25 protein-coding genes are annotated in these 25,353 nt (G+C 40.3%); 6 read left to right on the forward strand and 19 right to left on the reverse strand.

What is annotated here, in order from left to right; all coding sequences use genetic code 11:
* Positions 1-793 precede the first annotated feature (793 nt).
* Positions 794-1,213 carry a CBS domain-containing protein gene (locus H4O18_RS09670; protein ID WP_187583960.1) on the reverse strand — a complete coding sequence of 140 codons (420 nt, stop codon included), beginning with the start codon at positions 1,211-1,213 and terminating at the stop codon, positions 794-796.
* A gap of 392 nt (positions 1,214-1,605) precedes the next feature.
* On the opposite strand from H4O18_RS09670, the gene H4O18_RS09675 reads away from it, so the two are divergent.
* Positions 1,606-2,706: a DUF4407 domain-containing protein gene (locus tag H4O18_RS09675; RefSeq protein ID WP_187583962.1), complete on the forward strand. Its 1,101-nt coding sequence runs from the start codon at positions 1,606-1,608 to the stop codon at positions 2,704-2,706.
* A gap of 4 nt (positions 2,707-2,710) precedes the next feature.
* On the opposite strand, the gene H4O18_RS09680 is transcribed toward H4O18_RS09675, so the two are convergent.
* The 16 genes from H4O18_RS09680 to H4O18_RS09755 all read right to left on the reverse strand — a co-directional run bounded on the left by H4O18_RS09680 (position 2,711) and on the right by H4O18_RS09755 (position 15,430).
* Complete coding sequence (locus H4O18_RS09680) at positions 2,711-3,331, reverse strand: DUF998 domain-containing protein (RefSeq protein WP_222942384.1); 621 nt, start codon at positions 3,329-3,331, stop codon at positions 2,711-2,713.
* A gap of 21 nt (positions 3,332-3,352) precedes the next feature.
* Positions 3,353-4,354 carry a metal-dependent hydrolase gene (locus H4O18_RS09685; protein WP_187583966.1) on the reverse strand — a complete coding sequence of 334 codons (1,002 nt, stop codon included), beginning with the start codon at positions 4,352-4,354 and terminating at the stop codon, positions 3,353-3,355.
* Positions 4,355-4,440: 86 nt separating this feature from the next.
* A complete protein-coding gene (locus H4O18_RS09690; RefSeq protein WP_187583968.1) occupies positions 4,441-6,213 on the reverse strand; it encodes a MutS-related protein in 1,773 nt (590 codons plus the stop codon).
* Between the two features lie 34 nt (positions 6,214-6,247).
* The gene (locus H4O18_RS09695) at positions 6,248-6,607 is read right to left on the reverse strand and encodes an MmcQ/YjbR family DNA-binding protein (protein WP_187583970.1); all 360 of its coding nucleotides are present in this window, start codon (positions 6,605-6,607) and stop codon (positions 6,248-6,250) included.
* A gap of 2 nt (positions 6,608-6,609) precedes the next feature.
* On the reverse strand, positions 6,610-7,155 hold the full coding sequence (locus tag H4O18_RS09700) for a GNAT family N-acetyltransferase (RefSeq protein WP_187583972.1): 546 nt from the start codon (positions 7,153-7,155) through the stop codon (positions 6,610-6,612).
* Positions 7,156-7,163: 8 nt separating this feature from the next.
* Positions 7,164-7,559: a Dabb family protein gene (locus H4O18_RS09705; protein ID WP_187583974.1), complete on the reverse strand. Its 396-nt coding sequence runs from the start codon at positions 7,557-7,559 to the stop codon at positions 7,164-7,166.
* A gap of 110 nt (positions 7,560-7,669) precedes the next feature.
* Positions 7,670-8,293 (reverse strand): DUF4230 domain-containing protein, encoded by a 624-nt coding sequence (locus H4O18_RS09710; protein WP_187583976.1) that lies wholly within the window; start codon positions 8,291-8,293, stop codon positions 7,670-7,672.
* On the reverse strand, positions 8,286-8,645 hold the full coding sequence (locus H4O18_RS09715; protein WP_187584244.1) for a DUF4260 domain-containing protein: 360 nt from the start codon (positions 8,643-8,645) through the stop codon (positions 8,286-8,288). Before H4O18_RS09715 ends, H4O18_RS09710 begins: the two co-directional genes overlap by 8 nt.
* 11 nt (positions 8,646-8,656) lie before the next feature.
* Positions 8,657-9,406, reverse strand: coding sequence for a cyclase family protein (locus H4O18_RS09720; RefSeq protein WP_187583978.1), 750 nt, complete (start codon positions 9,404-9,406; stop codon positions 8,657-8,659).
* A gap of 24 nt (positions 9,407-9,430) precedes the next feature.
* Positions 9,431-10,564, reverse strand: a complete 1,134-nt coding sequence (hemW, locus tag H4O18_RS09725; RefSeq protein WP_187583980.1) for a radical SAM family heme chaperone HemW — start codon at positions 10,562-10,564, stop codon at positions 9,431-9,433.
* Positions 10,565-10,624: 60 nt separating this feature from the next.
* Complete coding sequence (locus tag H4O18_RS09730; RefSeq protein ID WP_187583982.1) at positions 10,625-10,990, reverse strand: four helix bundle protein; 366 nt, start codon at positions 10,988-10,990, stop codon at positions 10,625-10,627.
* A 185-nt stretch (positions 10,991-11,175) separates the two neighbouring features.
* A complete protein-coding gene (ruvC, locus tag H4O18_RS09735) occupies positions 11,176-11,733 on the reverse strand; it encodes a crossover junction endodeoxyribonuclease RuvC (RefSeq protein WP_111623759.1) in 558 nt (185 codons plus the stop codon).
* Between the two features lie 31 nt (positions 11,734-11,764).
* Positions 11,765-12,241 (reverse strand): hypothetical protein, encoded by a 477-nt coding sequence (locus H4O18_RS09740; RefSeq protein ID WP_187583984.1) that lies wholly within the window; start codon positions 12,239-12,241, stop codon positions 11,765-11,767.
* Between the two features lie 42 nt (positions 12,242-12,283).
* Positions 12,284-13,414 carry a tetratricopeptide repeat protein gene (locus tag H4O18_RS09745; protein ID WP_246474197.1) on the reverse strand — a complete coding sequence of 377 codons (1,131 nt, stop codon included), beginning with the start codon at positions 13,412-13,414 and terminating at the stop codon, positions 12,284-12,286.
* A 13-nt stretch (positions 13,415-13,427) separates the two neighbouring features.
* On the reverse strand, positions 13,428-15,071 hold the full coding sequence (locus H4O18_RS09750) for a M56 family metallopeptidase (RefSeq protein WP_187583988.1): 1,644 nt from the start codon (positions 15,069-15,071) through the stop codon (positions 13,428-13,430).
* Positions 15,068-15,430, reverse strand: a complete 363-nt coding sequence (locus tag H4O18_RS09755) for a BlaI/MecI/CopY family transcriptional regulator (RefSeq protein WP_187583990.1) — start codon at positions 15,428-15,430, stop codon at positions 15,068-15,070. Before H4O18_RS09755 ends, H4O18_RS09750 begins: the two co-directional genes overlap by 4 nt.
* Before the next feature lie 1,723 nt (positions 15,431-17,153).
* Between H4O18_RS09755 and H4O18_RS09760 the strand changes: the two genes are divergently transcribed.
* Positions 17,154-17,669 carry a DUF456 domain-containing protein gene (locus H4O18_RS09760; protein ID WP_187583992.1) on the forward strand — a complete coding sequence of 172 codons (516 nt, stop codon included), beginning with the start codon at positions 17,154-17,156 and terminating at the stop codon, positions 17,667-17,669.
* A 9-nt stretch (positions 17,670-17,678) separates the two neighbouring features.
* Here the strand turns inward: H4O18_RS09760 and H4O18_RS09765 are convergent, their stop codons facing one another.
* Complete coding sequence (locus tag H4O18_RS09765; protein WP_187583994.1) at positions 17,679-18,230, reverse strand: nitroreductase family protein; 552 nt, start codon at positions 18,228-18,230, stop codon at positions 17,679-17,681.
* A gap of 47 nt (positions 18,231-18,277) precedes the next feature.
* Positions 18,278-19,168, reverse strand: coding sequence for a LysR family transcriptional regulator (locus H4O18_RS09770; RefSeq protein WP_187583996.1), 891 nt, complete (start codon positions 19,166-19,168; stop codon positions 18,278-18,280).
* Positions 19,169-19,246: 78 nt separating this feature from the next.
* Here H4O18_RS09770 and hutH point away from each other — a divergent pair, with 78 nt between their 5' ends.
* The 4 genes from hutH (at position 19,247) to H4O18_RS09790 (ending at position 25,243) form a co-directional block, all read left to right on the forward strand.
* On the forward strand, positions 19,247-20,827 hold the full coding sequence (gene hutH, locus H4O18_RS09775) for a histidine ammonia-lyase (RefSeq protein ID WP_187583998.1): 1,581 nt from the start codon (positions 19,247-19,249) through the stop codon (positions 20,825-20,827).
* Between the two features lie 48 nt (positions 20,828-20,875).
* The gene (gene hutI, locus H4O18_RS09780; RefSeq protein ID WP_187584000.1) at positions 20,876-22,123 is read left to right on the forward strand and encodes an imidazolonepropionase; all 1,248 of its coding nucleotides are present in this window, start codon (positions 20,876-20,878) and stop codon (positions 22,121-22,123) included.
* 11 nt (positions 22,124-22,134) lie between these two features.
* Positions 22,135-24,156, forward strand: coding sequence for a urocanate hydratase (locus H4O18_RS09785; protein ID WP_246474174.1), 2,022 nt, complete (start codon positions 22,135-22,137; stop codon positions 24,154-24,156).
* 232 nt (positions 24,157-24,388) lie between these two features.
* Positions 24,389-25,243, forward strand: a complete 855-nt coding sequence (locus H4O18_RS09790; protein ID WP_187584002.1) for a class I SAM-dependent methyltransferase — start codon at positions 24,389-24,391, stop codon at positions 25,241-25,243.
* Positions 25,244-25,353 lie beyond the last annotated feature (110 nt).

Raw genomic sequence — 25,353 nt, forward strand, 5'->3', positions numbered from 1 at the left:
GCGGCTCCCCACCCTGGACAGGGAGGGGTGGATTCTTTTCCGACAGCAAGTCGGGGAAGAAGACGGGGCGGGTAGAAAGCCCGAAAAAATAGAGATTGCACTAATAGCCACATCACTATAGCCCAAGGATGCACACTACCCCTTCCGCCTTCCCGACAAAAAGGTGGTCGGGATGCCACCTTCCCCTGCGAGGGGAAGGAGCTCCCAAGGCCTAACCATCAAAAGGCAGTCCTACAAGGTTTTTAAAACCCTGTAGGACTAATAAAATCACCCAACTGAGATACCTACAAGGTTTAGAAAACCTTGCAGGATTAGAAACAGGCTGATAAAAAGCAAAAAATTGCGGCTCCACAGTTACGCAAAAATCAATTAAGGATGACGCCCGGTTTTAGCAATATTCAAATAAAATAGATTCTTTCTGGACTATTCTATTTGACTTACCTGCCAAAAGCGGCTCCCCACCCTGGACAGGGAGGGGTGGATTCTTTTCCGACAGCAAGTCGGGGAAGAAGACGGGGCGGGTAGAAAGCCCGAAAAAATAGAGATTGCACTAATAGCCACATCACTATAGCCCAAGAATGCACACTACCCCTTCCGCCATCCCGACAAAAAAAAGGTCGGGATGCCACCTTCCCCTGCGAGGTTTTTAAAACCTTGCAGGACTAAAACCATCACCCAACTGAGATACCTACTAGCTTTAGAAAACCTTGCAGGATTGGGTACAGGACACAAAAAAGCCAAGAGGTCCAAAAATCCTAAAATAAGATTCCAAACCTCTCGGCTTTAAGTTATCCTAATATTGTTCCAATAAGTAATTCAATAAATCGGTGGTGGTTACAATCCCGACCAAGTCTCCATTCTCAACTACTGGTAAAGCATGAAATTCCTTTTTGGCCAATATTTCCACAACCTCCTTTATACTCAAGGATGGAGAAATATGTACGGGGTCTTTTACCATGACCTGTTCAATGCTCAACATATTGTAAACTGCCGTGTCCACTTGGGAATCATCCTGTCCATAAGTATCCACAAAACTGATCCGCAACAAATCCGTTAAACTTAATATTCCAATAATCTTTTTATTGCTTACAACAGGGATATGGCGAATCTTATGTTTTTCAAACAATTTTTCCGCATCCAATAAACTATTGGTGTGATTTATAGTAATCAAATTTGTTGTCATAATTTTTGATACTGGCTCTCTTCTTTTCATACTCTAATATATTTTTATATTAATTAATAGTCCGTTGGTTAAAAAATGGAGTTCACATGTTTAATTAACAACATTCACTATCAAATTTAATGGTGAGATTTAACTGATCAACCAACACTATAAATATCGTCAGCATTCCGTACAAAAAACATGATATAAATCAGCCTAAACAAATACTACTTGTTATCCTTTACATCCTTCCCAATGAAGTGGTTCCGTCAGAAAATAATAGGACTTAATATGTTTTTTTATGATTTATTATGTAACAATTTACAATGCCCTACGTTCTAACTGGTATCGGATGTTACCAAAAACAGCTTAATTAAAACCTTATTCCAAGCCTATATTTTGGTGCCATTTGAAATAGAAAATCAATCAAAAATCAGAACACTATGTTACAGCAATTTTTCATTCTCTGCTCAGGGGCAGATTCCAATATTCTCAAAACTTGCTCCAAGGGAGAGCAAAATAAATATGCCGGGATAGGTGCTACTGTCTTCTTTACCGCGGTCATGGCCTTTATCGCCAGTGCCTATGCCCTTTTCACTGTATTCGAAAATGTCTACACCTCTATTTTCTTTGGACTTATTTGGGGACTGCTCATTTTTAATCTGGACCGATTTATTGTCTCAACCATAAAGAAGACCAATAGCTTTAAAAGTGAATTTTTGCAGGCCACCCCTAGAATAATTTTGGCCGTGATCATCGCCATTGTTATTTCCAAACCTCTGGAAATGAAAATTTTTGAAAAGGAGATCAATCAGGTACTCCTGGAGGAAAAAAATACGATGACGCTTGCCAATAAAGAGCAAATCGCTACCCAATACACCCCAAAAATTGAAAAGCTAAACTCCGATATTTCAAGTTTAAAAAATGAAATTGTTGGCAAGGAGGCAGAAACCAATGCCCTTTATGACACTTATATTTCAGAAGCCGAAGGTACCGCAGGAACCAAATTATTGGGCAAAGGACCTGTGTATAAGGAAAAACGGGACAAACACGATGCCGCCTTGGCCGAACTACAATCCCTAAAACAAACGAACGCCGAAAAAATTACAGCTTTGGAAACCCAAATTGCAGCCTTGGATTTGGAATACGCCGATCAAATAACAACTACACAACCCATCATTAATAGTTTCGATGGACTAATGGCTCGTATAAACGCCTTGGATAAACTACCCTGGATGCCTTCCTTTTTTATCTTTCTTTTGTTCCTGGCCATAGAAACATCACCCATAATTGCAAAGTTATTATCCCCTAAAGGATCATATGATTATAAACTGGAAGATGAAGAAAGTGCCATTAGGACCTGGGTTACCCAAAAAGTAAGTCAACGGGAAAAAGTATTGGAAACGGATACCCTGTTAAACAATAAAATTTACGGTGAAATAGCCGAGGAGGAAGAAATTTACAATTATAAAAAACAGAAGGCTGAGGAATTGTTGAAGTTACAGGCCAATGCCTTTCATGAGGTACAAGTAAAGAGTTTATAAGGAATCATAATTTTTTTATGAATATAGATACATAACATATCCAAACCAATATGGACCCTTCCAGTAATCTCTGGAAAAGTCCAAGGTAGGAACTATTCAAGTTTCCAAGTAGCAACCACATAAAAACAATGGACATTAGGCCAAAAATTGCGGATAGTCTCCGCAAAAAGTTTTTGGATCCCAACCCCACCGCAAGAATACAGAAGGGCACTGTTAAATAAGTAAGTCCTCCTGAAAAATTATGGATAATCTGGGAAGTGGAAGGATCTATAAGTTCGGGGTTGCAGCCGGCATCACAGGGAAAAATACCAACCACAATTGTAGCCATACCATAAAATAATCCTAGGCCCCAGAATCCTAACTTGACTAATAGACTCTTTGGCAAGACCATGGGAGAAAGAAACGCAAAGACAGACATAAGACTTCCACTGGGAATTATTGCACCCCATCTAAGAATAGGCCCATACTCCGTACCCTTGGCATAGGATTCACTTATCAATTGCCGATTGTGACTGTACGCTTCCAAAAGAAGGCCACCAATTACAGAAGCTGCCACAAAGAATATTACCCCGCCTAAACCAGACCAAAAAATTACGTGTTTTATTTTATACAATTTTTTAACCATATCCTACTTGGCATCAACATTTCAATTCCCCCACATCCTTCCCCAAAGGGCTGTCATGAGTTTTTTGGCATCCCGTTTCATTTTAGGAGTTTCTTCTACCAACAGATCACCATCCTTGGAAACCAACTTATAATTAAAGGCAAATTGCTGCTCATTGGGATCTAAACTCATCAATCCAAATCGCAGGTCATTAAAAAACAACTGTCCGTTCTTCTCGTTTATGGTAAACCATCCTTCCGTAATTTTCTTAAGCCTCAACACCTTATCATTCCCAGCCAAGCTGCCCAACAATTCATGGTTTTTAGGATATCTACTGAATTGAACGGGCTTATCATCAAAAAAAGAGTAGTTCCCAATTAGGTAAGCATCACCTGCATCCACATTGGCGGACCATAGAATAGTATTAAAGGGAGACGGTCTCACATCCATTTCTTGATAAGCTATTCCTTGCTCGTCCAGACTATCCGTAATCTTTTTAAATGCAATTCCCTTCAGTACCAGTGTCAGTCCTAAATAGGCACTGCTAACTATCAACCCCATAGTATTATAACGACCACGCATTGGCGAGTCGCGTTTTTGTCGCAGGGCCATTATGAGAAATGCCAAAAAGGGCAGGGTGTATAAAGGATCAATGACAAATATATTCTGAAAAGCCAACCTCAAGTCAAATGGCCAAAATAGTTGGGTTCCCCAAGTTGTAAAAGCATCCAATATGGGATGTGTAAAGAGCCCCCAAAACATTAACCAGGACCAGTCTTTCCAAGTGGCTGGGCCATTTTTCTCCAATTTAAAGATAAGCCACCCGAAAATTGGGGCAAATATTACCGAAAAGAAAATAGAGTGACTAACCCCTCTGTGCAATTCTATAGCCGTAACACTATCCGTAACATAATTGGCCAAAACGTCGAGGTCTGGAATGGTGCCCGCAATGGCTCCATACAGCATAGCCTTATTACCGACTTTATTGCCTAAAACCGCTTCTCCTACCGCGGCACCCAATACTATCTGTGTAAGCGAATCCATTATGTTTTTTATTCTAAAGGCCTCAGCCAATATTAACTACGAAAGTTAAGGAAATATTCGCACCCCCATCAACCCTCCCAAGTAGACTATTCCGCTATTTCCATCTTCTTCAATAAGAAAGAGGCATTCATATTTTTACAGATTCCTGTTTTGAAGGTATAATCAAAATGAAGTTCGTTGTCTATAATTTCGGCATCAAAATAATAATTTTTAATCTGTGGTAGGTCTTCTGAAGCTTCACACAAACTCAGATCATGGGTAGCAATGATTCCGGTGGATTTTGAGGCCACCAACTTTTCAACAAACTTCCGCGAGCCAATGGCCTTGTCCATGCTATTGGTCCCTTTTAGGATTTCATCCAAAACAATAAAATATTTGTCGTTCTGAATTTCATCTACGATAAACTTCAACCGCTTTAATTCGGAGAAGAAATAGGATTCATCATCCGTAAGGGAATCCGTGGTACGCATGCTGGTAATTAATTTGATCGGTGAGTACTCTGCTGCAGATGCACATACCGGAAGTCCAACATTGGCCATGACTATCTGAAGGGAAACTGTCCTTAAGAAAGTACTTTTTCCCGCCATATTGGCCCCTGTTACAATGAAAAATTGTTCCTTAATGATGTTGATATCATTCGGAACTGCCTTCTTGGGGTCCAATAAAGGATGTGATGCCCTTACCGACTTCAGCACTGTCTCGTTCTCCACCAGCTTTGGATAAGTATATGACGGGTGGTTATGGGCAAAATTCCCCAAACTGTTATAGGCATCAAAAATAGCAATGGTATGGAACCAATTTTCCACTTTTAAGCCATGTTTGCCTACCCACTGCTCTATCCTATATGCTTGACGCAAATCCCAAAGAAAAAACCCATTTCCAAGCAAGGCAAAAAACATATTGTTCCGTTGATCCAAAGCACTAAGTATTTTCGAGAACTCCTTTAACACCTTTGATGCCAACTGTTCTTTGGAAACAACGCTATTCCTTTTCTCTTTTAAAAGGTCAGAAGTAAATTCTTCTTCTTCTATTTTTAAAATCAACTTTTGATATTGTTGAAAGGTGCTTTGTACCATATTGGCATCTGAGGCCAAAATTGAAGTCTTTTTCAGGTAAAAGCCACTGATCAACAAACCGAGCAAAAGAATAATAAAAATGGGAAAACCTGGTAAAATTCCCAGCAAATAACCCCCAATTAAAATCACGGAAACCAGGGAGAATACATTGGGCAGAAAGCGCATTGCCTTGGGCACATATGCCTTATATCCTTTGAGCCATGATACTATGGTCTTGGTGGTGGTATCCGTTTTCACCATGATAGCGATAGCTGAAAATTGCTGTCTCCAATCGGGCATTTGTGCTAGCTCCTCCACCGCTTTTTGTTTGGACTCAATAACATCGATATTATTGGACAAGAGCATTTCCACCAACATATCACTGCCTTGGTTCAATGCAGTGCGATTGCTATACTGATAAAACGAACCTTTCCCAAACAGGTCGATATCCTGGGCAAAATAATGTGTAGGATTCTTGTATTGAGAACCATCGGGAAGATGATGAAAATTGCGTTCCAGTACTTGAATTTCAGTTTCGCTTATTTTGATCAGCGCCAATAACTTATCCCTTTCGTACTGTAAGTCCGTATGCTTGGAAACCAAATATAAGAATATGCCGATGGTAACGATAATTATCCCTAGGACCAATTTTGTGTCGCCAAAAACAAGGTAGATCAAGGTAATTGCAATAACGAAAAGAATCAAGCGAACAGCACTTGATAGGGCTAGTCGCTGTTTTACCCTACCTAATAACTCTTGGTGAGCTTCAACTCTTTTTTTATAAAATACTTTTAAGTGTTCCATTTAGGAATTTGAGATATGTATAATTCGAATATTTTTAATCCAATGCCTTAAGTTCGGCTTGTACTTTCTTGGTCAGTCCGGCCACAACCAATTCATAGGAATGGTCTATCAATTCCCGGACCAATGTTGGAGCCAGCCCTTCCAAATAAAGAGTGTTCCAATGTACTTTACTCATGTGGTATCCAGGAGTGATTTTACCGTCATAGGTTTCACGCAGTTCAATGGCTCTTTCAGGACCGCATTTTAAGTTGGCCTGGGACGGAATCCTTTCCAAGGGAACAAGGGCAAACATTTTACCCATCACCTTGAACACCAAGGTTGAGGCATCAAAAGGAAATTCTTCGGTAACGCCCTTTTTAACAATACAATGCTCCCTGAATTCCTCTATGTTCATAGTTAGATTATTATATGTCCATCATCCTCTGCCAACAGCTCAAGGGAGTCCCACACCATCCGGCATTTACGCACTTCTTTGTCGCCTATATCATTTCCCACCACCGTTTCCAAATTTACTCCCCCTAAACGCTCATAGAAGCCTATAGCACCTACATTGTTCTCCAGCACCCACAGATACATTTTGGCATTGGGATCATTTCTTAAAACTTCGCGAGCCACTAACTTCATTAGATGCTTACCTATTCCAAGGCCTTTAACTACACTCGAAACATGCAAATTGTCCAAGAGGGTGCCGTATTGGACATCTTCGTTTTTGTAAGCACAGGCAAATCCACAAATTCCACTGACCTGTTCGGCCACCACGACATATTGATCGGGAGAGGGACTGGTTAGTCTATGTTTCCATACACCTTCCCTTTCCGAAGCTGCTTCCACATCCAAAAAATGATCGCTAAAATCGCCCCTGTAATGCTGTTGCCAACTTTTCACATGCAATTCTGCGATTTTTTTATAATCCAAGGGACTCGCCTCCCTATAGGTAACCATAAACTATCTTAAATACCCAAGGAGTCGTAAACAATGACCTTGGTCCATAAACTGCTGGATTCCGCTACAAATAGGTTGTGGGCCTCCTCCGTTTGATACTTCTGCTGAGCATCTGCAGATTCAAAAGAAACCACCAATGAATAAGTAAAGGACCCATCTACCACATCGCGCGTTGCTTTTGGGGGTACACCCACAAAATTGGTCTTGGCGTATTTGGAATCTCGCATAAACTTCAAGATCGATGTCTCAAAAGCCTTTCTATCCTCCACACTATCTGGGTTCTTTAACCAAAAATAAACGGTATGCACATAATTGGAATCAAAGTTCTTCATGTTTTCTTTGTTTTGACCATAGCTGTAAACGGTCATTGTTAAAAATATTACGGTATAAATTAAAGTTTTCATAATTAGGTTTGTTTTTTAAAGCTGCCCCAAGCCTCCACCTATAAGATTGGATCCTAATCTGCTAAAATAAAAAACAATTATCCAAATTGGACCCTTTGAACAAAAGGAAATTACTGATCTAAAAACTGCTTTTTGCGATTGCTCATTTCCAAAGCAGAATAGTCCAGTTTCCAGCCAATGGTTTCCACAATTTTCTCTATTAACAGTACCGCTTCCAAGGCCTCTTTATTGGCCGTATCCATTAGACCACTTTGGGGAATTTTATCCCTTATATGTTGCTTTGCCTCCATATTCAATGAAGTAAGATCTGTTGGTGTAAAAGAATTGAAAAGTCCGTTCTGTATATCGTAAAATTGTAGTTCAGGGGCAATGGATAAAATTTCGGCCTGTGGAAAATTGGTAAGAATAATTTTCTTCTTATCGTTATCGGCATGCATTTGTAGTTTCTTTAGATCAAAACCAATATGCGCCTTGGCGTTTATGATAATCAAGGCCTTCTTCTTACTGCTTACCAAACTCAGAAAGCGTTCTTTGGTGTTTTCATACCTATATATCTCGGCAAAGTCGCCCTCTACCGTTATTAATTTACAGACGCTTTTTATCTTATCCAACAGAATGGTGGACTGATGTTCCGTGAGTTCCTTGTTTCTTTTTTTTCGAAAAAAAGAAAATACCCAGTACATAGCAATGGCCCCCAAAATAAGGCCCAAAAAAAGTTCCAATATATCACTCATCTTCGTTACCTATTTCTCCTAAGTGGGTGTATTTAAACCCCTTGTTATATTTAAGTCCATAGCCAAATATCCTATCCATGGAAGCATGGGAAAATAGGATAATCCCTATTAACTGACACAAAGGTAATGAAAGATAAATCCCGAGAAAATAAATAGCGATGGCCAAACCCTTATGATGGAATATATTATACCCGATAGCACCTATCCTATTATCTACTAGATAACCCAGCATTCCAATATCGGGCACCAAAATTAGACCAGCAAACCACCACCAGTTATATGGCAACAAACTAAAGAGATAAATTCCCAGAAGAAACATTAGTAATTCTTCTGCTTTTAAAAGCAATTGCATCCCGCTTCGCATTATTCCTCTATTAAATATAGAACGGGTCTGCTGGGACTGGCATCATTTTCAAACGCCGCCATCTGTAAATTCAGAAAATACTTCCCGTCCGTAATGGAATTAGCCACGAAAATAAACTCGGTTATCGTTGCTTGCAGACGCCGTTTTCCGTCGTAATTCCAAAAAGTTTTATGTGCCAACAGGGCTCCGTCATCCTTTTCCTTATCCACAGAAGGAAGATCCACCAACAAGTGCTCCACTCCTTTATCCACCAAAAATTGGGCGGCGGATTCCAGCAGGTATGGGGGATTGGTATTGGCATACTGCCGGGTCATTTTATCCTTTAGGTTGGGAATGGTCCTAATAATTACGGCCTCCCTATTTTTATTGCCCAAGGCATACTGCAATTGCTTTTTGGAGATTACAAAATCCCCATTTATTTTTTCTGGGGCTATGGTAATAACCTCGGCCATAAAGAAGAATTTGGACAAACAATTGTTTACGGAATAAAACTCATCCGTAATATGCCCTACGCATTCCGTATGGGTGCCATGGGCATGCGGATTAAAACTAATATCGTTGAAATTGGTCGAGGCCCCTTCGGAAACCTTGCCAATAAATTCACCTTCGCTATGGGGCTCAATTTTTGGCGGATCTACATACCATGCATTTACATTGGAACTTTTACCCGTAATGGGAATAGAGATGTCCAAGGGCTTGGAAAGATCGATAGTATAATTTTTGGTGTTGTGTTTTATAATGGTTTTCATGTACGCTGAACTTGTTAATCATGCTCACGACAAGTTAACCAAAAATAAATCGGCTGCAATCCCATCGCTCAAAAATTTGCCTTTTTTCGAGACCAATAAATGATCCTTTTCTACGTAAAGTAATCCGTCCACTATTTTTTTATGAGCCTGTTGCGCCAAATAGGCATAAAACTTCTGGCCAAACTCGGTTTTTATTCGCTCCAGGGATACACCCCAAATGGTTCTCAAACCGGTCATGACATATTCGTTATAACGATCTGTTTTGGACAACACCTCAGTTTCCATGGGCAGCTCGTTCTGGGCAATCGCTTTTATATATTTTGCATTGTTATTAATATTCCACCCTCTTCTAATCCCGTCATAGGAATGCGCAGAAGGACCTATTCCCAAATATTTTTTTCCTTGCCAATAAGCGGTGTTATTGCGAGAGAAATATCCGGGTTTCCCAAAATTAGAAATCTCATAATTTACAAATCCGGCTTCTTCCAATTTCTGGACCAAAATATGGAAATGGGCTTCTGCCAATTCATCATCAACCGGTGGAATAAGTCCTTTATCTATAAATGCTTTTAAGGCGGTTTTAGGTTCTACGGTAAGGGCATAACTGGAAATATGGGGTACTCCATAGTCCAAGGCCTTTTCTATGTTGGAAATCCATCTTTCATTGGTCATTCCGGGAATACCATAAATAAGATCGATGGAAATATTATCAAAATAAACCTTAGCCAGAGAAATACATTCCGCAGCTTCCTGGGCATTATGTGCCCTGTTCATCATTTTCAGGTCTTCGCCGTAAAAAGATTGAATGCCTATACTAAGTCTATTGATCGGGGAATTGGCCAATTCCATTGTTTTTTCCTTGGACAGATCATCTGGATTGGCCTCCAAGGTTATTTCTGGTTCAGCTACCACGGTGTAATTACTATAAACTGCCCCAATTATCTGGTCGATTTCTGCCGTATTCAAAACCGATGGCGTTCCACCCCCAAAGTAAATGGTCTGCACCACCTCATCCTTAAACTCTTCTTTTCTAAACTCCAACTCCTTTATTAGTACCAATACCATAGCCTCCTTCTTCCCCATATTGGTCGAAAAATGAAAATCGCAATAATGGCAGGCCTGCTTGCAAAAAGGAATATGTATGTAGATGCCGCTCATTTTTTCAGTGGTCAGTGGTCAGTGGTCAGTGGTCAGTGGTCAGTGGTCAGTAAAATTAACCTATTTTGAACCAAACTTTTCAGGATTATTAATCATAAAATAGATTAGCTTCCCGATTTCCTGACTTTCACTTACCATCTCATCGAATATTTCCTTTTTTATATATTGACATTCCATCGCATATTCCATCCATACTTGGGTTTCTAAATTCTCAGCATCGCTATCGGTTAATTTATTGATGAAATATTTAGGATAAAGTCGCTTAGCGTAAGATTCGGCAATATTAGCCGAAACACTTCTGGAAGATCTTCTTATTTGATCGGTCAAGGAATATCTTTCATCCTTAGGAAAGGTTTTGGAAATTTCAAAAATCTTCATTGCCAAGGCAAAAGATTTTTTATAAGCCAATAAATCCTGAAATCTCATAACTACTGATTACTGTTCAATACATCAAAAATAAGTCTTCGAATTAATTGGCAAAGAGGTCTGACCAAATTTTTCACGGTTGGCTGTTGCCTTACTGTTTACTTATTACTGATTAATGTTCACTATATATCGGCTTAAGGATTACTATCAATACCCATGATATATTATTGTCAATTGCTAATTGTTTATTGTTTATTGATTTTGTCACCGTTTTGTTTCACAAAAGCATCCCAACCGCTATAGCTTTTGCCCACTTCAATACGTCCTTCGTTATAAAAATGACATACGGCAGCGGCCAGGCCATCTGTACTGTCCAGGTTTTTGGGGAGCGACTTTAATCCCAGTACACTTTGTAACATTTTGGCCACCTGTTCCTTACTGGCGTTTCCGTTCCCGGTAATGGCCATTTTAATCTTTTTCGGCAGGTACTCGGTGATGGGGATTTGGCGTGATAATCCTGCGGCCATGGCAACACCCTGGGCCCTACCCAACTTGAGCATGGATTGTACGTTCTTCCCAAAAAAAGGTGCCTCAATGGCAATTTCATCCGGGTGGTAGGTGTCGATGAGTTCTATAGTGCGTTCAAAAATTAGTTTTAGCTTAGTATAGGGGTCGTCATATTTCTGAAGTAGAAGTTCGTTCATCTGAAGAAACTCCATCTTTTTATTCACCACCTTAATTAAGCCAAAGCCCATAATGGTGGTTCCAGGATCAATACCCAATATTATCTTTTCGTTTGCCAATGCAGGAGTTATTTTAGGTTTATACCGTTGATTATTTAGAATTCACAATAATTGGAATCCTAAATTTTGAGGATACAGGCACCCCTCGTTTTAAGGCGGGCGATAATGGGGGTAGTTCTTTTAGACTTTGGGTGATGATACTTCGAAATTCTGGAATCTGATTTTCAATATCCTCGTTACGCTGCACTTCCAAGACAGATATTTCTCCTTTGTAGTCCACCAAAAAATCCACGTATATAGAGGTATTGATGTCAGACACAAATTGAAACTCAAAATCCTCCAGAGTCTCGGTGTATTGAGACAAAAGGGTATTTTGAAAACAATCCAATTGCCCCGATTTATCCATCATTTCATCACAATCCTCAAATAGGGGATATCGATCAACCTCATTGAAATTTATATTGCGCATTTCCTCATTTACCAATTCTTGGGTTTTTTCTTCATTGGAAGTAAACCAGTCGCAAGAGGTAAAAAGACAAAAACAAGCCAAAACCGCAACTTTCCTCATGTATGCCAGATTCTGGGCGGAAATTACAATTTTTTGATCAATTTAAGGGGTATCCATATGAATTTCCTCCTTTAATTCCACTATCCTTTTAGAGGTGAATTCCGAGAAATAATCTTTTTTACCACCAAATTTATTCAGATATTCCTCGTAGCATTTTAGAGACTTTTCAGGTTTCTTATAATGTTGATCGGTCAATAAGCAAACTTCGTACTTATAAAGATATCCTGAAGGGTCTTCTATAAAAGCCCTTTCGTAATATTTGATGGCCAATTCTAGATCGTTTTGTTCCACTGCCAATCTGGCCAAAGCATTGTATTCCTTATCCAACACCACTTTTTGTACTTCAATTGATTTTTTAATGTAAATTTTGGCGCTATCCAGTTGTTGTAATTTAGAATAGGCACTCCCTATACCAAATAGTGCAACAGGGTTCTCCTCATCAAACGTTAAGAGATTTTCGTAGGCCTCCTTTGCTTTCTCGTACTTTGCCATGGCAAAATAAGAATACCCCATTTCTTCAAAAATATATTCCTTATGCTCTCCCAATTCAACCAGCCTTTCAAAATAAGGCAAAGCAAGCCATATTAAATTATCATTGTAATTGGCGAGGGCCTTTAGGTTGATTAGGCTCACATCATTTTCATAAAAATTTAAGCCTTTATTTACATATTTTAGGACCGAATCCCGTTCTCTTTGCATTACATAGTATTTTCCCAATTGAAATATACTGCGCAAATGGGTGCTATCCAGTTTTACCGACTTCTTATAGGCAGCAATACCCTCTGGAAAAAGATTTAATTCCTTTAATGCTTCTCCCAAATAGTAAAAATATTCAGGATTTAGATTATTCTTTTCGGCTAATTCAGAAAAAACCAACCTTGCAGCACCATATTTCTTAAGTTTTAGATACAGCTTTCCAAGCTCGTACTTGGCCAATACATGTGAACTGTTTTTCTGCACTATATTGTCATACTGTACCAGTGCCTTGTCGTAATTTCCCATGGCATTATAGGCCCGGGCAATTTGCAATTGGGCGCTGTAAGAGCCTTCCTTGGCATATTCATTTATGGCCAGCGCGTAGTTACCATCGGCGTAGAGGCTGTCGGATACAGCCAAGGTCGATGATTGGGCTCCGACCTTGGCAACTGATAGAAGAAAAAGAATTCGGAACATTGTTTTCACCCGCTTACTGCAATTTAAAAGTTATAGGTATTGAAAAAGGTACACTAACTGGCTTCCCTTGATATATGCCGCCAGTCATGTGGGGCAATAAAGAAATGATTCGAGCGGCTTCATCCTCCAAAATCTTGTCTGGTCCGCGCAGGCGAACATTGCCTATACTTCCATCTTCTTGAATAGTGAACATAACATTTACCCGGCCTTGAATGCCCTTTTCTTGTGCTTCTTCAGGGTATCTAAAATTCTTCCCAATATGTCTTTGAATCTTTTCATGAAAACATGTCCTAGGATCCGTGGCCTCTTCACAACCCGGAAAAACCGGAACTTCATCCACGACTGCAAAAGGAACGTATCCGCTACCGTCATAGTTAAATGTTCGGGGTTGGCCTGCGTTCTCTTCGCTCCCTTCAAGCTTAAAGGTAATAGGAATCGAAAAAGGAACCCGGACTTTCTTTCCGTTTTCTTGCCCGGCAGTCATTTGGGGCAATAAAGAAATAATCCTGGCTACCTCATCCTCCAAAACTTTATCCGGTCCCCGCATCCGAACATTGCCGATACTTCCATCTTCTTGTATAGTGAACATCACATTTACCCGTCCCTGAATTCCTTTTTCCTGAGCTTCTTCAGGATATCTAAAATTTTTGCTAATGTGTTTTTGAATTTTCTTATTGAAACAATCCCTAGGATTTACAGAACCCTCACAACCAGGAAAAACCGGAACTACTTCTATAGAGGCAAAGGGCACATCTATGGATGACTGCAATTTTACATTTTCCTTGTCGGCAATACTACTATCCTCTTCACAAGAGGTATATACCAGTATTCCCAAGATCAAGGGTATTATTGACAAATACTTTAATTGCCAAACTTTCTTTGATTTTGATTTTTGTAACATGACGATTCGTTTTTTGACTAATGATGATTTAAAAAATTGATTGATGAAAGAAATATGTTGGGTCTGAAAGACCTGCGACAACAACAATTGATACTGCTCCGCCTTATGGGTCTTGGCCACTTTTGCATCGGCGATGAACTCGTGCAATTCGGAAACCCTGTTTTGATATATGTAGACCAAGGGGTTGAACCAGCCTAGAATGCGCATCAATTCAAAGAACAACAGGTCCCAGGTATGCCTTTGTTCTATATGTACCAGCTCGTGCTGAATAATGCTTTGATGATCATTTTCCAACACTTGGTCGCCCAAAAAGATGGACCTGAAAAATGAAAAGGCCATAGCACTGTTCCGTACCACCACTCTGGTAAATTTTTGAAAATAATGGATCTCGCCCTGGGCTTTGAGTCGGTTTATTTGGTATAGTTTATAAACAAATAATACTGCTGCAATGAACATTCCGCCAAAAAAGATTATTTCGGTCGCCGAAAGATTTAAAGAGTGTAAATTTTCAGGAGAAACAACCGCTCCTTCCGACATATCAGTACCCCATAAATATTCCGGATACAAAAAATATTTAGGAGAAACGGAAGTCCTTAAAGCCTCGATCTTTATCCATGGTAACAACAAAGAAAGTACAAATGTCCCCATCAGGTAAGCCCTGTTCCATTGAAAAAAGGTTTCCCGCTTAAGGAACAGATCGTAAACGATCAAAAACAATAACTGGAAGGCCATGCATTCTAGAATATACTGTATCATTCCTTTTCCTTTTTAATGTCCTTGAGTATTGATTCCAATTCTGAAAGACTCATATCATTCTTTTTCATAAAAAAGGAGACCATACTTTTAAATGAGCCCTGAAAATAGCCGTCTACCAATTTGTTGATGGACTGGTTGCCGTAATCCGATTTCTTTACTAACGGAAAATAAAGATAGCCCCTGCCCTCTTGTTCGTGGTCTACAAAACCTTTGCTTTCCAAAATGCGCACAATAGTGGAAACTGTATTGTACGCTGGTTTGGGTTCCGGCAATTCGTCAATTATGGCGGCCACGTTGCATTTCTGCAACTGCCATAATACCTGCATTACTTCCTCTTCTGCCTTGGTTAATTGTTTCATTTAACTAACTTTTTAGTTGAACACTATAACAAATATAACTAAATATTTAGTTTAAACTAATTTTTTAGTTAAAAAATTGATTTGAAGCTATAGCTAGCGTCATACTCATACTAGAATTTTTTTATTCTGAATTCTAAAGAGGCACGGGCGTGACACTCGCGCCAGCAAGAGGTCAGCAAGAGGAAAACACACCCCTAACCCCTCTCAAGAGGGGAATTTTGGAGTATTCAATATTGGATTTAACGCAAGATTAATTATCGTTCTTTTATGAACCCTCATCCTAAATGACCCTCAGGAGCTTTGGCTGCGCATCATTCTTTTAATTACACGAAAAGGTCAGCGTTTCTAACCCCTTCCGGCTTCTCCTTTGTCGAACCCACCTTCCCCTGATTAGAGAAAGGAGCATTTTTTAAGCATTTCATTGTGTGACATAAAACCATAAGTATAATCATTGTAAGCTCCTTCCCTTGGTTAAGGGAAGGTGGATTCTCGGCTAGCAGCCGAGGAGACGGAAGGGATTGGTGTCCTAAGTCCTTGGAAAAGCCAATAGTCCTGATAGAATATAAGTAGGGCATAGATTCCTAAATATAATACTAGCAAGCAGTGAAAACACACCCCTAACCCCTCTCAAGAGGGGAATATTGGGGTATTCAATATTGGATTAAAAGCAAGATTAATTTTCTTTATTTTATGAACCGTCATCCTAAATGACCCGCGGGAGCTTTGGCTGCGCATCATTCTTTTCATTAAACGAAAAGGTCAGCGTTTCTAACCCCTTCCGGCTTCTCCTTTGTCGAAGCCACCTTCCCCTGATTAAAGGAAGGAGCATTTTTTTGGCATTACATTGTGTTACAGTAAAACTATGTGTTTAATAATTGTAAGCTCCTTCCCTTGGTTAAGCCTGTCCCGCGTTTTCCACGGGAGGACAAGGTGGATTCTTGGTTAGCTGTCGAGGAGACGGAAAGGATTGGTGTCCCAAGTCCTTGGAAAAGCCAATAGTCCTGATAGAATATAGGTAGGGCATAGATTCCTAAATATAATACTAGCAAGCAGTGAAAACACACCCCTAACCCCTCTCAAGAGGGGGATTTTGGAGTATTCAATATTGGATTTAACGCTAGATTAGTTTTCTATCTTTTATGAAGCGTCATCCTAAATGACCCGTGGGAGCTATAGCTGGGCATCATTCTCTTCATTACACGACAAGGATTGCGTTTCTCACCCCTTCCGGCTCCTCCTTTGTCGAACCCACCTTCCCCTGATTGGGGGAAGGAGCATTATTTTTGCATTACATGGTGTGACAATAAAACTTAGAGTTTAATAACAACATTAGGCTCCTTCCCTTGGATAAGCCTGTCCCGCGTTTTCCACGGGAGGACAAGGTGGATTCTTGGTTAGCTGTCGAGGTGACGGAAGGGATTGTAAGCCCAAGTCCTTGGAAAAGCACATAATTTCCCATAGACAACTTAGATTAGGAAAATCCTAAAGCTAGTGCGAGCGTCACGCTCGTACTGGACCCTTCCTCTACTAAACATATGTAGGCACGAGTGGGGAATTCTAAATAGGCACGAGCGTGACGCCTGTCTACCGACTGAGGCAGGCTCGCGCCAGCGAAATAGACTCTGTCCTAGTGACTAACCCAATCCTTTCCCTTCCATGTAACAATTCCTCCCTATCTTCGTCAAACAGAGAACTTATTCCCGTCGGAAATCAAAACAATAGTATGGATATTGCATTGTTGATTATTGGACTTCTTTTAATGTTTGTTGGCGTATTGGGCAGCTTTCTTCCGGTACTCCCTGGAACTCCAATAAGCTGGGTAGGCCTGCTCCTACTCTATCTCACCACCGCAATCCCGGATGATTGGGTCTTCTTGGGGATTACCTTGGCCATTGCAGTAATGGTTTTTGCCTTGGATTATATTATTCCGGTTTGGGGAACCAAAAAATTCGGGGGAAGCAAATGGGGTATGATAGGTACCACAATTGGACTTTTGGTTGCCTTAATATTTCCAGTTCTGGGGTTTTTAGGCATCATTGTTTGGCCCTTTTTAGGGGCATTAGTGGGAGAGCTCATTAACAAAGCGGACCAAAAAACGGCCCTAAAGGCCGCTTTTGGATCTTTTCTCGGTTTTTTAACCGGTACTTTCCTGAAATTTATGGTTACTATAATTTATTTAGGGCTATTTATTTATAAGGCTTGGGAATACAGATCGACATTGTTTCCGTTTTTCACCTAAAAAAAATCCTTATAGCCATGTTACCTTCTCCTGCCATGGCCCTTTGGTAACCTCGGGAATTTCTTCATCATAATAGCCCATATAGAAAAAGCCCAGACATATTTCTCCCTGTTTCAACTCAAAAAAATCGTGCATATATTTTATAAGGCCTGGCGAACTCCAATAACTTCCAATACCCATCTCGGTACAACAGAGCCACATATTCTGTACTGCCATGGCGGTCGCCGCAACCTCTTCCCATTCTGGCAAACTCTCCTGCGGATCTCGCTGCATACATATTGCTATAACAGCCCCAGCTTTTTTAGGATTTTGTATCAACTTTTCTACCTTAAATTGCTTCGGCTTAGGATCGGTTTCCATATATTTTAACGAAAGGAACAGCCCTAATTTTTCTTTAGCTTCCCCTTGTAGCACCCTAAAACGCCAAGGTTCTGTTTTTTTATGGGTAGGCGCAAAGTTGGCAGCCTCCAAAACCTTCTCTATAGATTCCTTGCTAATGGGTTTGTCATTATATTGTGCCGGAAAAACTGAGCGGCGCCTCTTTATTATATCAAAAATCATATTCTTTTAAATTATTTGATTACAAACTAAAGTTATTAAAGATCTTGCTATGACTCGTTTAACAACAAATTAATACAATGCCTCAAGGCAGGGTTCCTGTTATCCTCCTTCCAACAAACAGAAAGTATAGCCTTTTGCGGAATGTTCTTTAATTCTATAAATTTCACCTTCATTTGAAAACCGTATTGCAAGGAAGTGGGTACTATGGCAATGCCCAAATTATTCTCCACCAACTTAAAAATGGTCTGGGCATGTACCGATTTATGCGATACTTTGGGTGTAAAACCTGCGTCTTCGCATATGCTCATCACCGTATCAAAATACAAAGGACTATAATCTTGGGCAAATAAAATAAAGTTCTCCTCCGCCAATTGTCCTACATCCCTAAATTCTCTAGTAAGCATAGGATATAATTCCGGTAATACTACGGAAAAGGTATCGTTAAAGACTGGTTGAATATTAAGTCCTTCCGGCACCCTGGACAAACGCACAAATCCCATATCCAACTTATCCTTCAATATGGCATTGACTTGGGCACTGTTGGACAATTCTTCCAAATTGGTCTGGATTCCAGGGAATTTTTCTTTAAGCTTGATCAACAGATTTGGAATAACTTCTTGCATGGCAGAACCCAAGAAACCAATACGGACTTCCCCAAAATTGCCATCCCGAATGTGCCTCAACTGTTTTTGGGTAACTTCCAAATGATTTAAGATGAACTCAATTTCACTTTTCAAATATTCACCCGCGGCGGTAAGGGCTACTTTCTTTTTACTCCGAATAAATAGCTTTACGTCCAATATCTCCTCCATTTGCTTAATCTGTCTACTCAAGCCTGGTTGGGAAATACATAATTTTTCAGCAGCCTTTCTGTAATGCAACTCTTCTGCTACCGCTAAAAAATATTTAAAATGTCGGAGCTCTAATTGATAACCCATGGTTATTAAGTATGTATATTAATAGTATTGGTGATTATCAAACTTAATCAATAAATTTATATTGAAAAAAATAATCCCATGACTACTTCAAAAAAAATATTTTTTTTCGGGGAAGATCATCTAACTGCAGGTCTTGCTCTGGGCCTTGCTAGGGGAACGATTCAAGGACAAATCTCAGAAAAGGCAAGAAAAAAAATTCGGGCCAGTTATGAAGTCGTGGCCCATATAGTGGACCAAGGCCAACCTGTTTACGGCATTAATACCGGATTTGGACCCTTATGTACAATAAAAATTTCCAAAGCGGAGACCAAAATTCTTCAGACCAATATACTTCAAAGCCACAGTGTAGGTGTAGGTACGCCCATAGAGACCGAAATAGCCAAATTGATGCTTATTTTAAAGGTCCATTCCTTGGCCCAAGGTTATTCTGGCATTGCAGAAACTACCTTGGACCGAATAATATGGCACATAGACAATGATGCCATTCCAATAGTACCCTCACAAGGTTCAGTAGGAGCGTCCGGTGACCTTGCTCCCTTATCCCATTTATTTTTACCTCTAATAGGATTAGGAAAAGTCAGGTATATAAGAAAATTGATTTCCACAGCTCAACTCCATAGAATTTATGGCCTAGAACCCTTGGAATTGGGACCCAAAGAGGGACTGGCGTTAATAAATGGCACACAATTTATTGCTGCACATGCCGTAATGGTCATAGACAAAATGCACGCTAGCCTTACTCATGCCGATATCATTGGGGCTATGATGATCGAAGGGCTCCAAGGAAGTGTAAAACCCTTTTTTAAGGAACTGCATGAACTACGGCCATTTAAAGGAAATAGTCATGTAGCCACAAGAATCCGTTTCCTATTGGAAGATTCCGAAATAATGCAGGACCACATTGATTGCGAACGGGTTCAAGACCCCTATTCCCTTAGGTGCATCCCTCAAGTACACGGTGCTTCCAGAAATGCTTGGTTACATTTAAAGGAACTATTGGAGATAGAGTTAAATTCAGTTACGGACAACCCTATAATCATAAATGAGGAATTAACTATTAGTGGAGGGAATTTTCACGGACAGCCTTTGGCCATGGCCTTGGATTACGCCTGCCTGGCCGCCTCTGAGCTGGGAAATATCTCGGACCGCCGTATTTATTTGGCCCTGGAAGGCAACAGTACAGGAGTACCCAAATTGTTGATGAAAGATACCGGCATCAATTCGGGTTACATGATCCTACAATATACAACAGCGGCCTTGGCCAGTGAAAACAAGGGTTTGTGTTTCCCCGCCAGCGCCGATAGCATCCCCACGTCCTTAGGACAGGAAGACCATGTAAGTATGGGTTCTATCAGTGGGAGAAAAGCCCTGCAGGTCCTAGAAAACGTGGAAAAAATCTTGGCCATAGAACTCCTTACAGCAGCACAGGCTTTTGAATTTAGAAAACCCATGAAATCGGGAGTATTATTGGACGAAGTCCATAAGGAGGTTCGTAAAAAAGTGGCCTTTGCCCATAAGGATAGGGTTTTTTCAGAGGATATTGAAAAAGGAATAGATATGATCAAAGACCGCAGTATTATCCTGACGGTGCAAAAAACCATGAAACGGAACAAACTGAAAATGAACTGTCCTTATGAATTGGAATTTGAAGAATATTAGATAGCAAGTAGTGGACCTTGGCCACTGGACTTTAGAAATAAGACAAAAATGAAAAAATACACCCTCATCGGACCTTTTAAGCAAATCTTGACTATGGGTGGATTGCCCCTTAAAGGTGCATTATTGGACCAACAATTAACTATTATTGAAAATGGGGGCATCATAATTGTCGATGAAAAAATATACGCCGTAGGACCTTATGCTCAAGTATCAGAAGAAGCGAATAATTTAAATGCCGAGAATTTACTCATCCTTTCCGAAATGATATGCATTCCTGGATTTATTGATACCCACACCCACATTTGCTTCGGAGGTAGCCGGGCCAATGACTATGCCCTGCGAAATTCAGGAAAAACATATCTCGAAATTGCCAAGTCCGGAGGCGGAATCTGGGACACGGTTACCCAAACAAGGAAAGCCAGCACACCTGAACTTATTAGCTTAATAACGGAAAGAGCAGAAAGACATATAAACCATGGGGTGACTACTATAGAAGTAAAAAGTGGCTATGGCCTTTCGGTACAGGAGGAACTTAAAATGCTCAGGGCTATGGCATCGGCAAGGGAAGAATGTAAATCGGATCTGGTTCCTACCTGTTTGGCAGCCCATATGGTTCCAAAAGATAATAATGGCACGGCAGATGACTATCTACTGGAAATAAGCACAGAGCTGTTTCCTATTTTAAAAAAAGAAAGGTTAACACAAAGGATTGATGCCTTTATAGAGGAAGGCGCCTTTTCTCCAACATCAATAGCTCCCTATTTTGATAGGGCCAAAGAAATGGGATTCGATATCACCGTACATGCCGATCAATTTTCTACTGGAGGAAGTGCAGTAGCCGTAAAATACAATGCTATCAGTGCCGATCATTTGGAAGCCAGCGGAGAAAAAGAAATTCAATTGTTGGCCAAAAGCAATACCATTGCCACTGCCTTGCCAGGAGCTTCCATAGGGTTGGGATGCAACTATACCCCAGCACGAAAACTATTGGATGCAGGCGCTGCTGTGGCGATTGCCAGTGATTGGAATCCAGGATCGGCACCCATGGGAAACCTGTTGACCCAAGCTGCAATTCTGGGCACCTTTGAAAAATTGACCAATGCAGAAGTGCTGGCCGGGATTACCTATAGGGCTGCCGCAGCTTTGGGCTTAAGGGATCGCGGTAAAATTGAAACCGGACTTTTGGCCGACCTAATTGCATTTCCTACCGGAAATTATAAAGAAATACTCTATCAACAAGGTATGTTGCTACCCTCCCTAGTTTGGAAAAAAGGAAGATTGGCTGTAGAAGTATAAAACCTCAAAAAATGAATGGACCGATGACGACAGAGAATTTTAAAGCTCAAATATTGCAGGGTATTCCAAAAGAATTACCAATAAAAAAAACCTATCCCAAGATTACAAGTAGGGCTCCCAAACGCAGGGACATCCTTTCCTTGGAAGAGAAAAAACTGGCCATAAGGAATGCGCTAAGATATTTTCCAGCAGATTGGCACGAAACCCTAGGCAAGGAATTTGCAGAGGAATTGAATACGTTGGGCAGAATATATATGTACCGCTTTAAACCAGACTACGCTATACACGCCAGATCCATTGATGCATATCCGGCAAAAACTGCCCAGGCGGCCAGTATTATGTTAATGATCCAAAACAATTTAGATCCCAAGGTAGCACAACATCCCGAAGAACTTATAACCTATGGTGGTAATGGAGCCGTTTTTCAGAATTGGGCACAGTATCTTATTACAATGCAATATTTGGCTACTATGACCGCCGAACAAACCTTGCATATTTATTCCGGGCATCCCATGGGTCTTTTCCCTTCGTCCAAAGAAGCACCAAGAGTAGTAGTCACCAACGGGATGATGATCCCCAACTATTCCAAGCAGAACGACTGGGAGAAATATAATGCCCTGGGAGTTACCCAATACGGGCAAATGACGGCAGGATCCTACATGTACATTGGCCCGCAGGGAATAGTACATGGCACCACCATAACCGTTTTGAACGCCTTTAGGAAAGTCCTGAAAAATGACGAATCTGCTAAAGGCAAAATATTCCTCACCTCTGGATTGGGCGGTATGAGCGGGGCCCAAACCAAAGCCGGAAATATTGCTGGTTGTATTACTATTTGCGCAGAGGTAAATAAAGCTGCCGCGGAAAAAAGACACCAACAAGGTTGGGTAAACGAACTTCTGGTAGACCTGGACCAATTAACTAAAAGAGCTAAGCAGGCCATGGAACGGAATGAAGCTGTTTCCTTGGGCTACATAGGCAACATTGTAGAGGTGTGGGAAAAGTTTGATCAGGAAAATTTATTTATCCATCTTGGTTCAGACCAGACCTCGCTTCATAACCCTTGGTCCGGGGGTTATTATCCGGTAGGGCTAACTTTTGAAGAATCCAACCTTCTTATGAGGACCCAACCCGAAGATTTTAAACAAAAGGTACAAGCCTCATTAAGAAGACAGGTATCGGCCATTAACAAACATGCGGCCAAGGGCACCTATTTTTTTGATTATGGCAATGCTTTTTTATTGGAAGCATCTAGGGCAGGAGCAGATATAATGGCCAATAATGGCAAAGATTTTAGATACTCCTCTTATGTCCAAGACATCCTAGGCCCCATGTGTTTCGATTACGGCTTTGGACCCTTTAGATGGGTATGCACATCGGGAGACCCAATGGACTTACAAAATTCAGATGACATTGCTTTACGTACCATGGAAGAAATGCTGATTACCGCTCCGCCAGAGATTCATCAGCAAATGAGGGACAATATAAAATGGATACGTGAAGCGGCATCCAATAATTTGGTGGTTGGCTCACAGGCACGCATACTATATGCAGATGCAGAAGGAAGGACTAAAATTGCTGAGGCCTTCAACAACGCCATCAAGTCGGGCGAAATAACTTCACCTATTGTTTTGGGAAGGGACCACCACGATGTGGGCGGTACAGATTCCCCTTTTAGGGAAACCAGCAATATTTATGACGGAAGCAGGTTTACGGCAGATATGGCAATCCAAAATGTTATTGGCGATAGTTTTAGGGGTGCCACTTGGGTGTCGATCCACAACGGTGGTGGGGTAGGTTGGGGCGAGGTTATCAATGGAGGTTTTGGATTGGTTCTGGACGGTTCCGAAGATGCCTCTAGACGTTTAAAAAGCATGTTATTTTACGATGTAAACAATGGCATATCCAGAAGAAGTTGGGCCAGAAATAAGGAGGCAATATTTGCCATAAAACGGGAAATGACTCGTACTCCGGAATTGAAGGTAACCTTGCCCAATTTGGTAGAAGACGAATTGTTGGAAAGATTGTTTTAATAATCAATTATATTTTGGTCAATTGGCAATGGCACGTGTCGATCGTCCATGTCCCAATGGCGTGATATTGGATCTCGATACAACTATTAAAGTAAAAACCTTTCCTAAATTTTATATTTTACTTGGAAACATCTATTTTTATGGACGAAACAGTCCTTATATCGTTTTTCATTCGGGATTGTTTCTCCTTTTGTTGAAGCAAATAATCAGTAAAAAAACCATAATAAAAATAATGATTCCCTGTCCTATTTGTAACAATCCCAAAACCAAATTACAATACCAACTAAAATTTAATGTACATCAATGTTCAAATTGTGGTTTTCAATTTTGTCCTGATGCCACCTTCAATAAAACTTTAGTTTCCGATCTCAACGAAGAAACTAGGGAGAAGGCACTTATCAATTTACGCAAGGAAAATTTTCAGCATATCATCACTTCCATCAAAAAGCATGGTAAAACCAAAGTCCATGGCCTGGAAGTAGGTCCCGGATATGGTTGGTTTCTGGAGGTCTGTAAAGATCACAATATTAGTTGTGAGGGAATTGAGCCTGAAACCCGCTTTAATGACCGCTACCAAAAGGAAGGTCTGCAAGTGAAGAATGGTTTTTTCCCACAAGACCTCTCGGAACAGTTACTGTACGACTTTATTGCCTATAATGATGTTTTGGAGCATTTACCCGATTTAAAGGGAATAATGAAAGCTAATTATAACTTGCTAAATTCCGATGGGCTTTTGATCATTAATTTACCACAGCAAGACGGAATAATTTATTTCATTTCCAAAATAGCCTATAGATTTGGTGTAAAATCCATATTGGACAGAATGTGGCAATTTAATTTTCACAGCCCGCACTTGAGCTATTTTACAAAACGTACCTTGTTGCGGCTGGCCAAGGACAACAATTTTGAACAGGTAGAATCCTTTCCATTGAAAACCATCAATTTATCAGAAATATCCGATAGAATAGAACAAGATAACCAACAAGGGTATCTAATGAGATTGGCTACTAAAATTGGCGTATTTTTTCTATTCCCATTTTTACAAATATTCCCTGACACCCGATGTTTTGTTTTTAAAAAAGTATAGTAAGAAGATAATTGGAATTTAATTCTGCCATGGAAATAAAGTAATTATTAATAGGTCTGTGGATAATATAGGTTGTTATTAAATATGAAAGAGCGGCTAGGAAGTTTGTA

The sequence above is a fragment of the Arenibacter arenosicollis genome, assembly GCF_014397245.1.
GTDB classification, from domain to species: domain Bacteria; phylum Bacteroidota; class Bacteroidia; order Flavobacteriales; family Flavobacteriaceae; genus Arenibacter; species Arenibacter arenosicollis.

Bases quoted from the DNA above. Each gene is read 5' to 3' on its own strand.
- H4O18_RS09670 (WP_187583960.1), bottom strand. From the start codon at position 1,213: ATGAAAAGAAGAGAGCCAGTATCAAAAATTATGACAACAAATTTGATT.
- H4O18_RS09675 (WP_187583962.1), top strand. From the start codon at position 1,606: ATGTTACAGCAATTTTTCATTCTCTGCTCAGGGGCAGATTCCAATATT.
- H4O18_RS09680 (WP_222942384.1), bottom strand. From the start codon at position 3,331: ATGGTTAAAAAATTGTATAAAATAAAACACGTAATTTTTTGGTCTGGT.
- H4O18_RS09685 (WP_187583966.1), bottom strand. From the start codon at position 4,354: ATGGATTCGCTTACACAGATAGTATTGGGTGCCGCGGTAGGAGAAGCG.
- H4O18_RS09690 (WP_187583968.1), bottom strand. From the start codon at position 6,213: ATGGAACACTTAAAAGTATTTTATAAAAAAAGAGTTGAAGCTCACCAA.
- H4O18_RS09695 (WP_187583970.1), bottom strand. From the start codon at position 6,607: ATGAACATAGAGGAATTCAGGGAGCATTGTATTGTTAAAAAGGGCGTT.
- H4O18_RS09700 (WP_187583972.1), bottom strand. From the start codon at position 7,155: ATGGTTACCTATAGGGAGGCGAGTCCCTTGGATTATAAAAAAATCGCA.
- H4O18_RS09705 (WP_187583974.1), bottom strand. From the start codon at position 7,559: ATGAAAACTTTAATTTATACCGTAATATTTTTAACAATGACCGTTTAC.
- H4O18_RS09710 (WP_187583976.1), bottom strand. From the start codon at position 8,293: ATGAGTGATATATTGGAACTTTTTTTGGGCCTTATTTTGGGGGCCATT.
- H4O18_RS09715 (WP_187584244.1), bottom strand. From the start codon at position 8,645: ATGCAATTGCTTTTAAAAGCAGAAGAATTACTAATGTTTCTTCTGGGA.
- H4O18_RS09720 (WP_187583978.1), bottom strand. From the start codon at position 9,406: ATGAAAACCATTATAAAACACAACACCAAAAATTATACTATCGATCTT.
- hemW (WP_187583980.1), bottom strand. From the start codon at position 10,564: ATGAGCGGCATCTACATACATATTCCTTTTTGCAAGCAGGCCTGCCAT.
- H4O18_RS09730 (WP_187583982.1), bottom strand. From the start codon at position 10,990: ATGAGATTTCAGGATTTATTGGCTTATAAAAAATCTTTTGCCTTGGCA.
- H4O18_RS09740 (WP_187583984.1), bottom strand. From the start codon at position 12,241: ATGAGGAAAGTTGCGGTTTTGGCTTGTTTTTGTCTTTTTACCTCTTGC.
- H4O18_RS09745 (WP_246474197.1), bottom strand. From the start codon at position 13,414: ATGTTCCGAATTCTTTTTCTTCTATCAGTTGCCAAGGTCGGAGCCCAA.
- H4O18_RS09750 (WP_187583988.1), bottom strand. From the start codon at position 15,071: ATGATACAGTATATTCTAGAATGCATGGCCTTCCAGTTATTGTTTTTG.
- H4O18_RS09755 (WP_187583990.1), bottom strand. From the start codon at position 15,430: ATGAAACAATTAACCAAGGCAGAAGAGGAAGTAATGCAGGTATTATGG.
- H4O18_RS09760 (WP_187583992.1), top strand. From the start codon at position 17,154: ATGGATATTGCATTGTTGATTATTGGACTTCTTTTAATGTTTGTTGGC.
- H4O18_RS09765 (WP_187583994.1), bottom strand. From the start codon at position 18,230: ATGATTTTTGATATAATAAAGAGGCGCCGCTCAGTTTTTCCGGCACAA.
- H4O18_RS09770 (WP_187583996.1), bottom strand. From the start codon at position 19,168: ATGGGTTATCAATTAGAGCTCCGACATTTTAAATATTTTTTAGCGGTA.
- hutH (WP_187583998.1), top strand. From the start codon at position 19,247: ATGACTACTTCAAAAAAAATATTTTTTTTCGGGGAAGATCATCTAACT.
- hutI (WP_187584000.1), top strand. From the start codon at position 20,876: ATGAAAAAATACACCCTCATCGGACCTTTTAAGCAAATCTTGACTATG.
- H4O18_RS09785 (WP_246474174.1), top strand. From the start codon at position 22,135: ATGAATGGACCGATGACGACAGAGAATTTTAAAGCTCAAATATTGCAG.
- H4O18_RS09790 (WP_187584002.1), top strand. From the start codon at position 24,389: ATGATTCCCTGTCCTATTTGTAACAATCCCAAAACCAAATTACAATAC.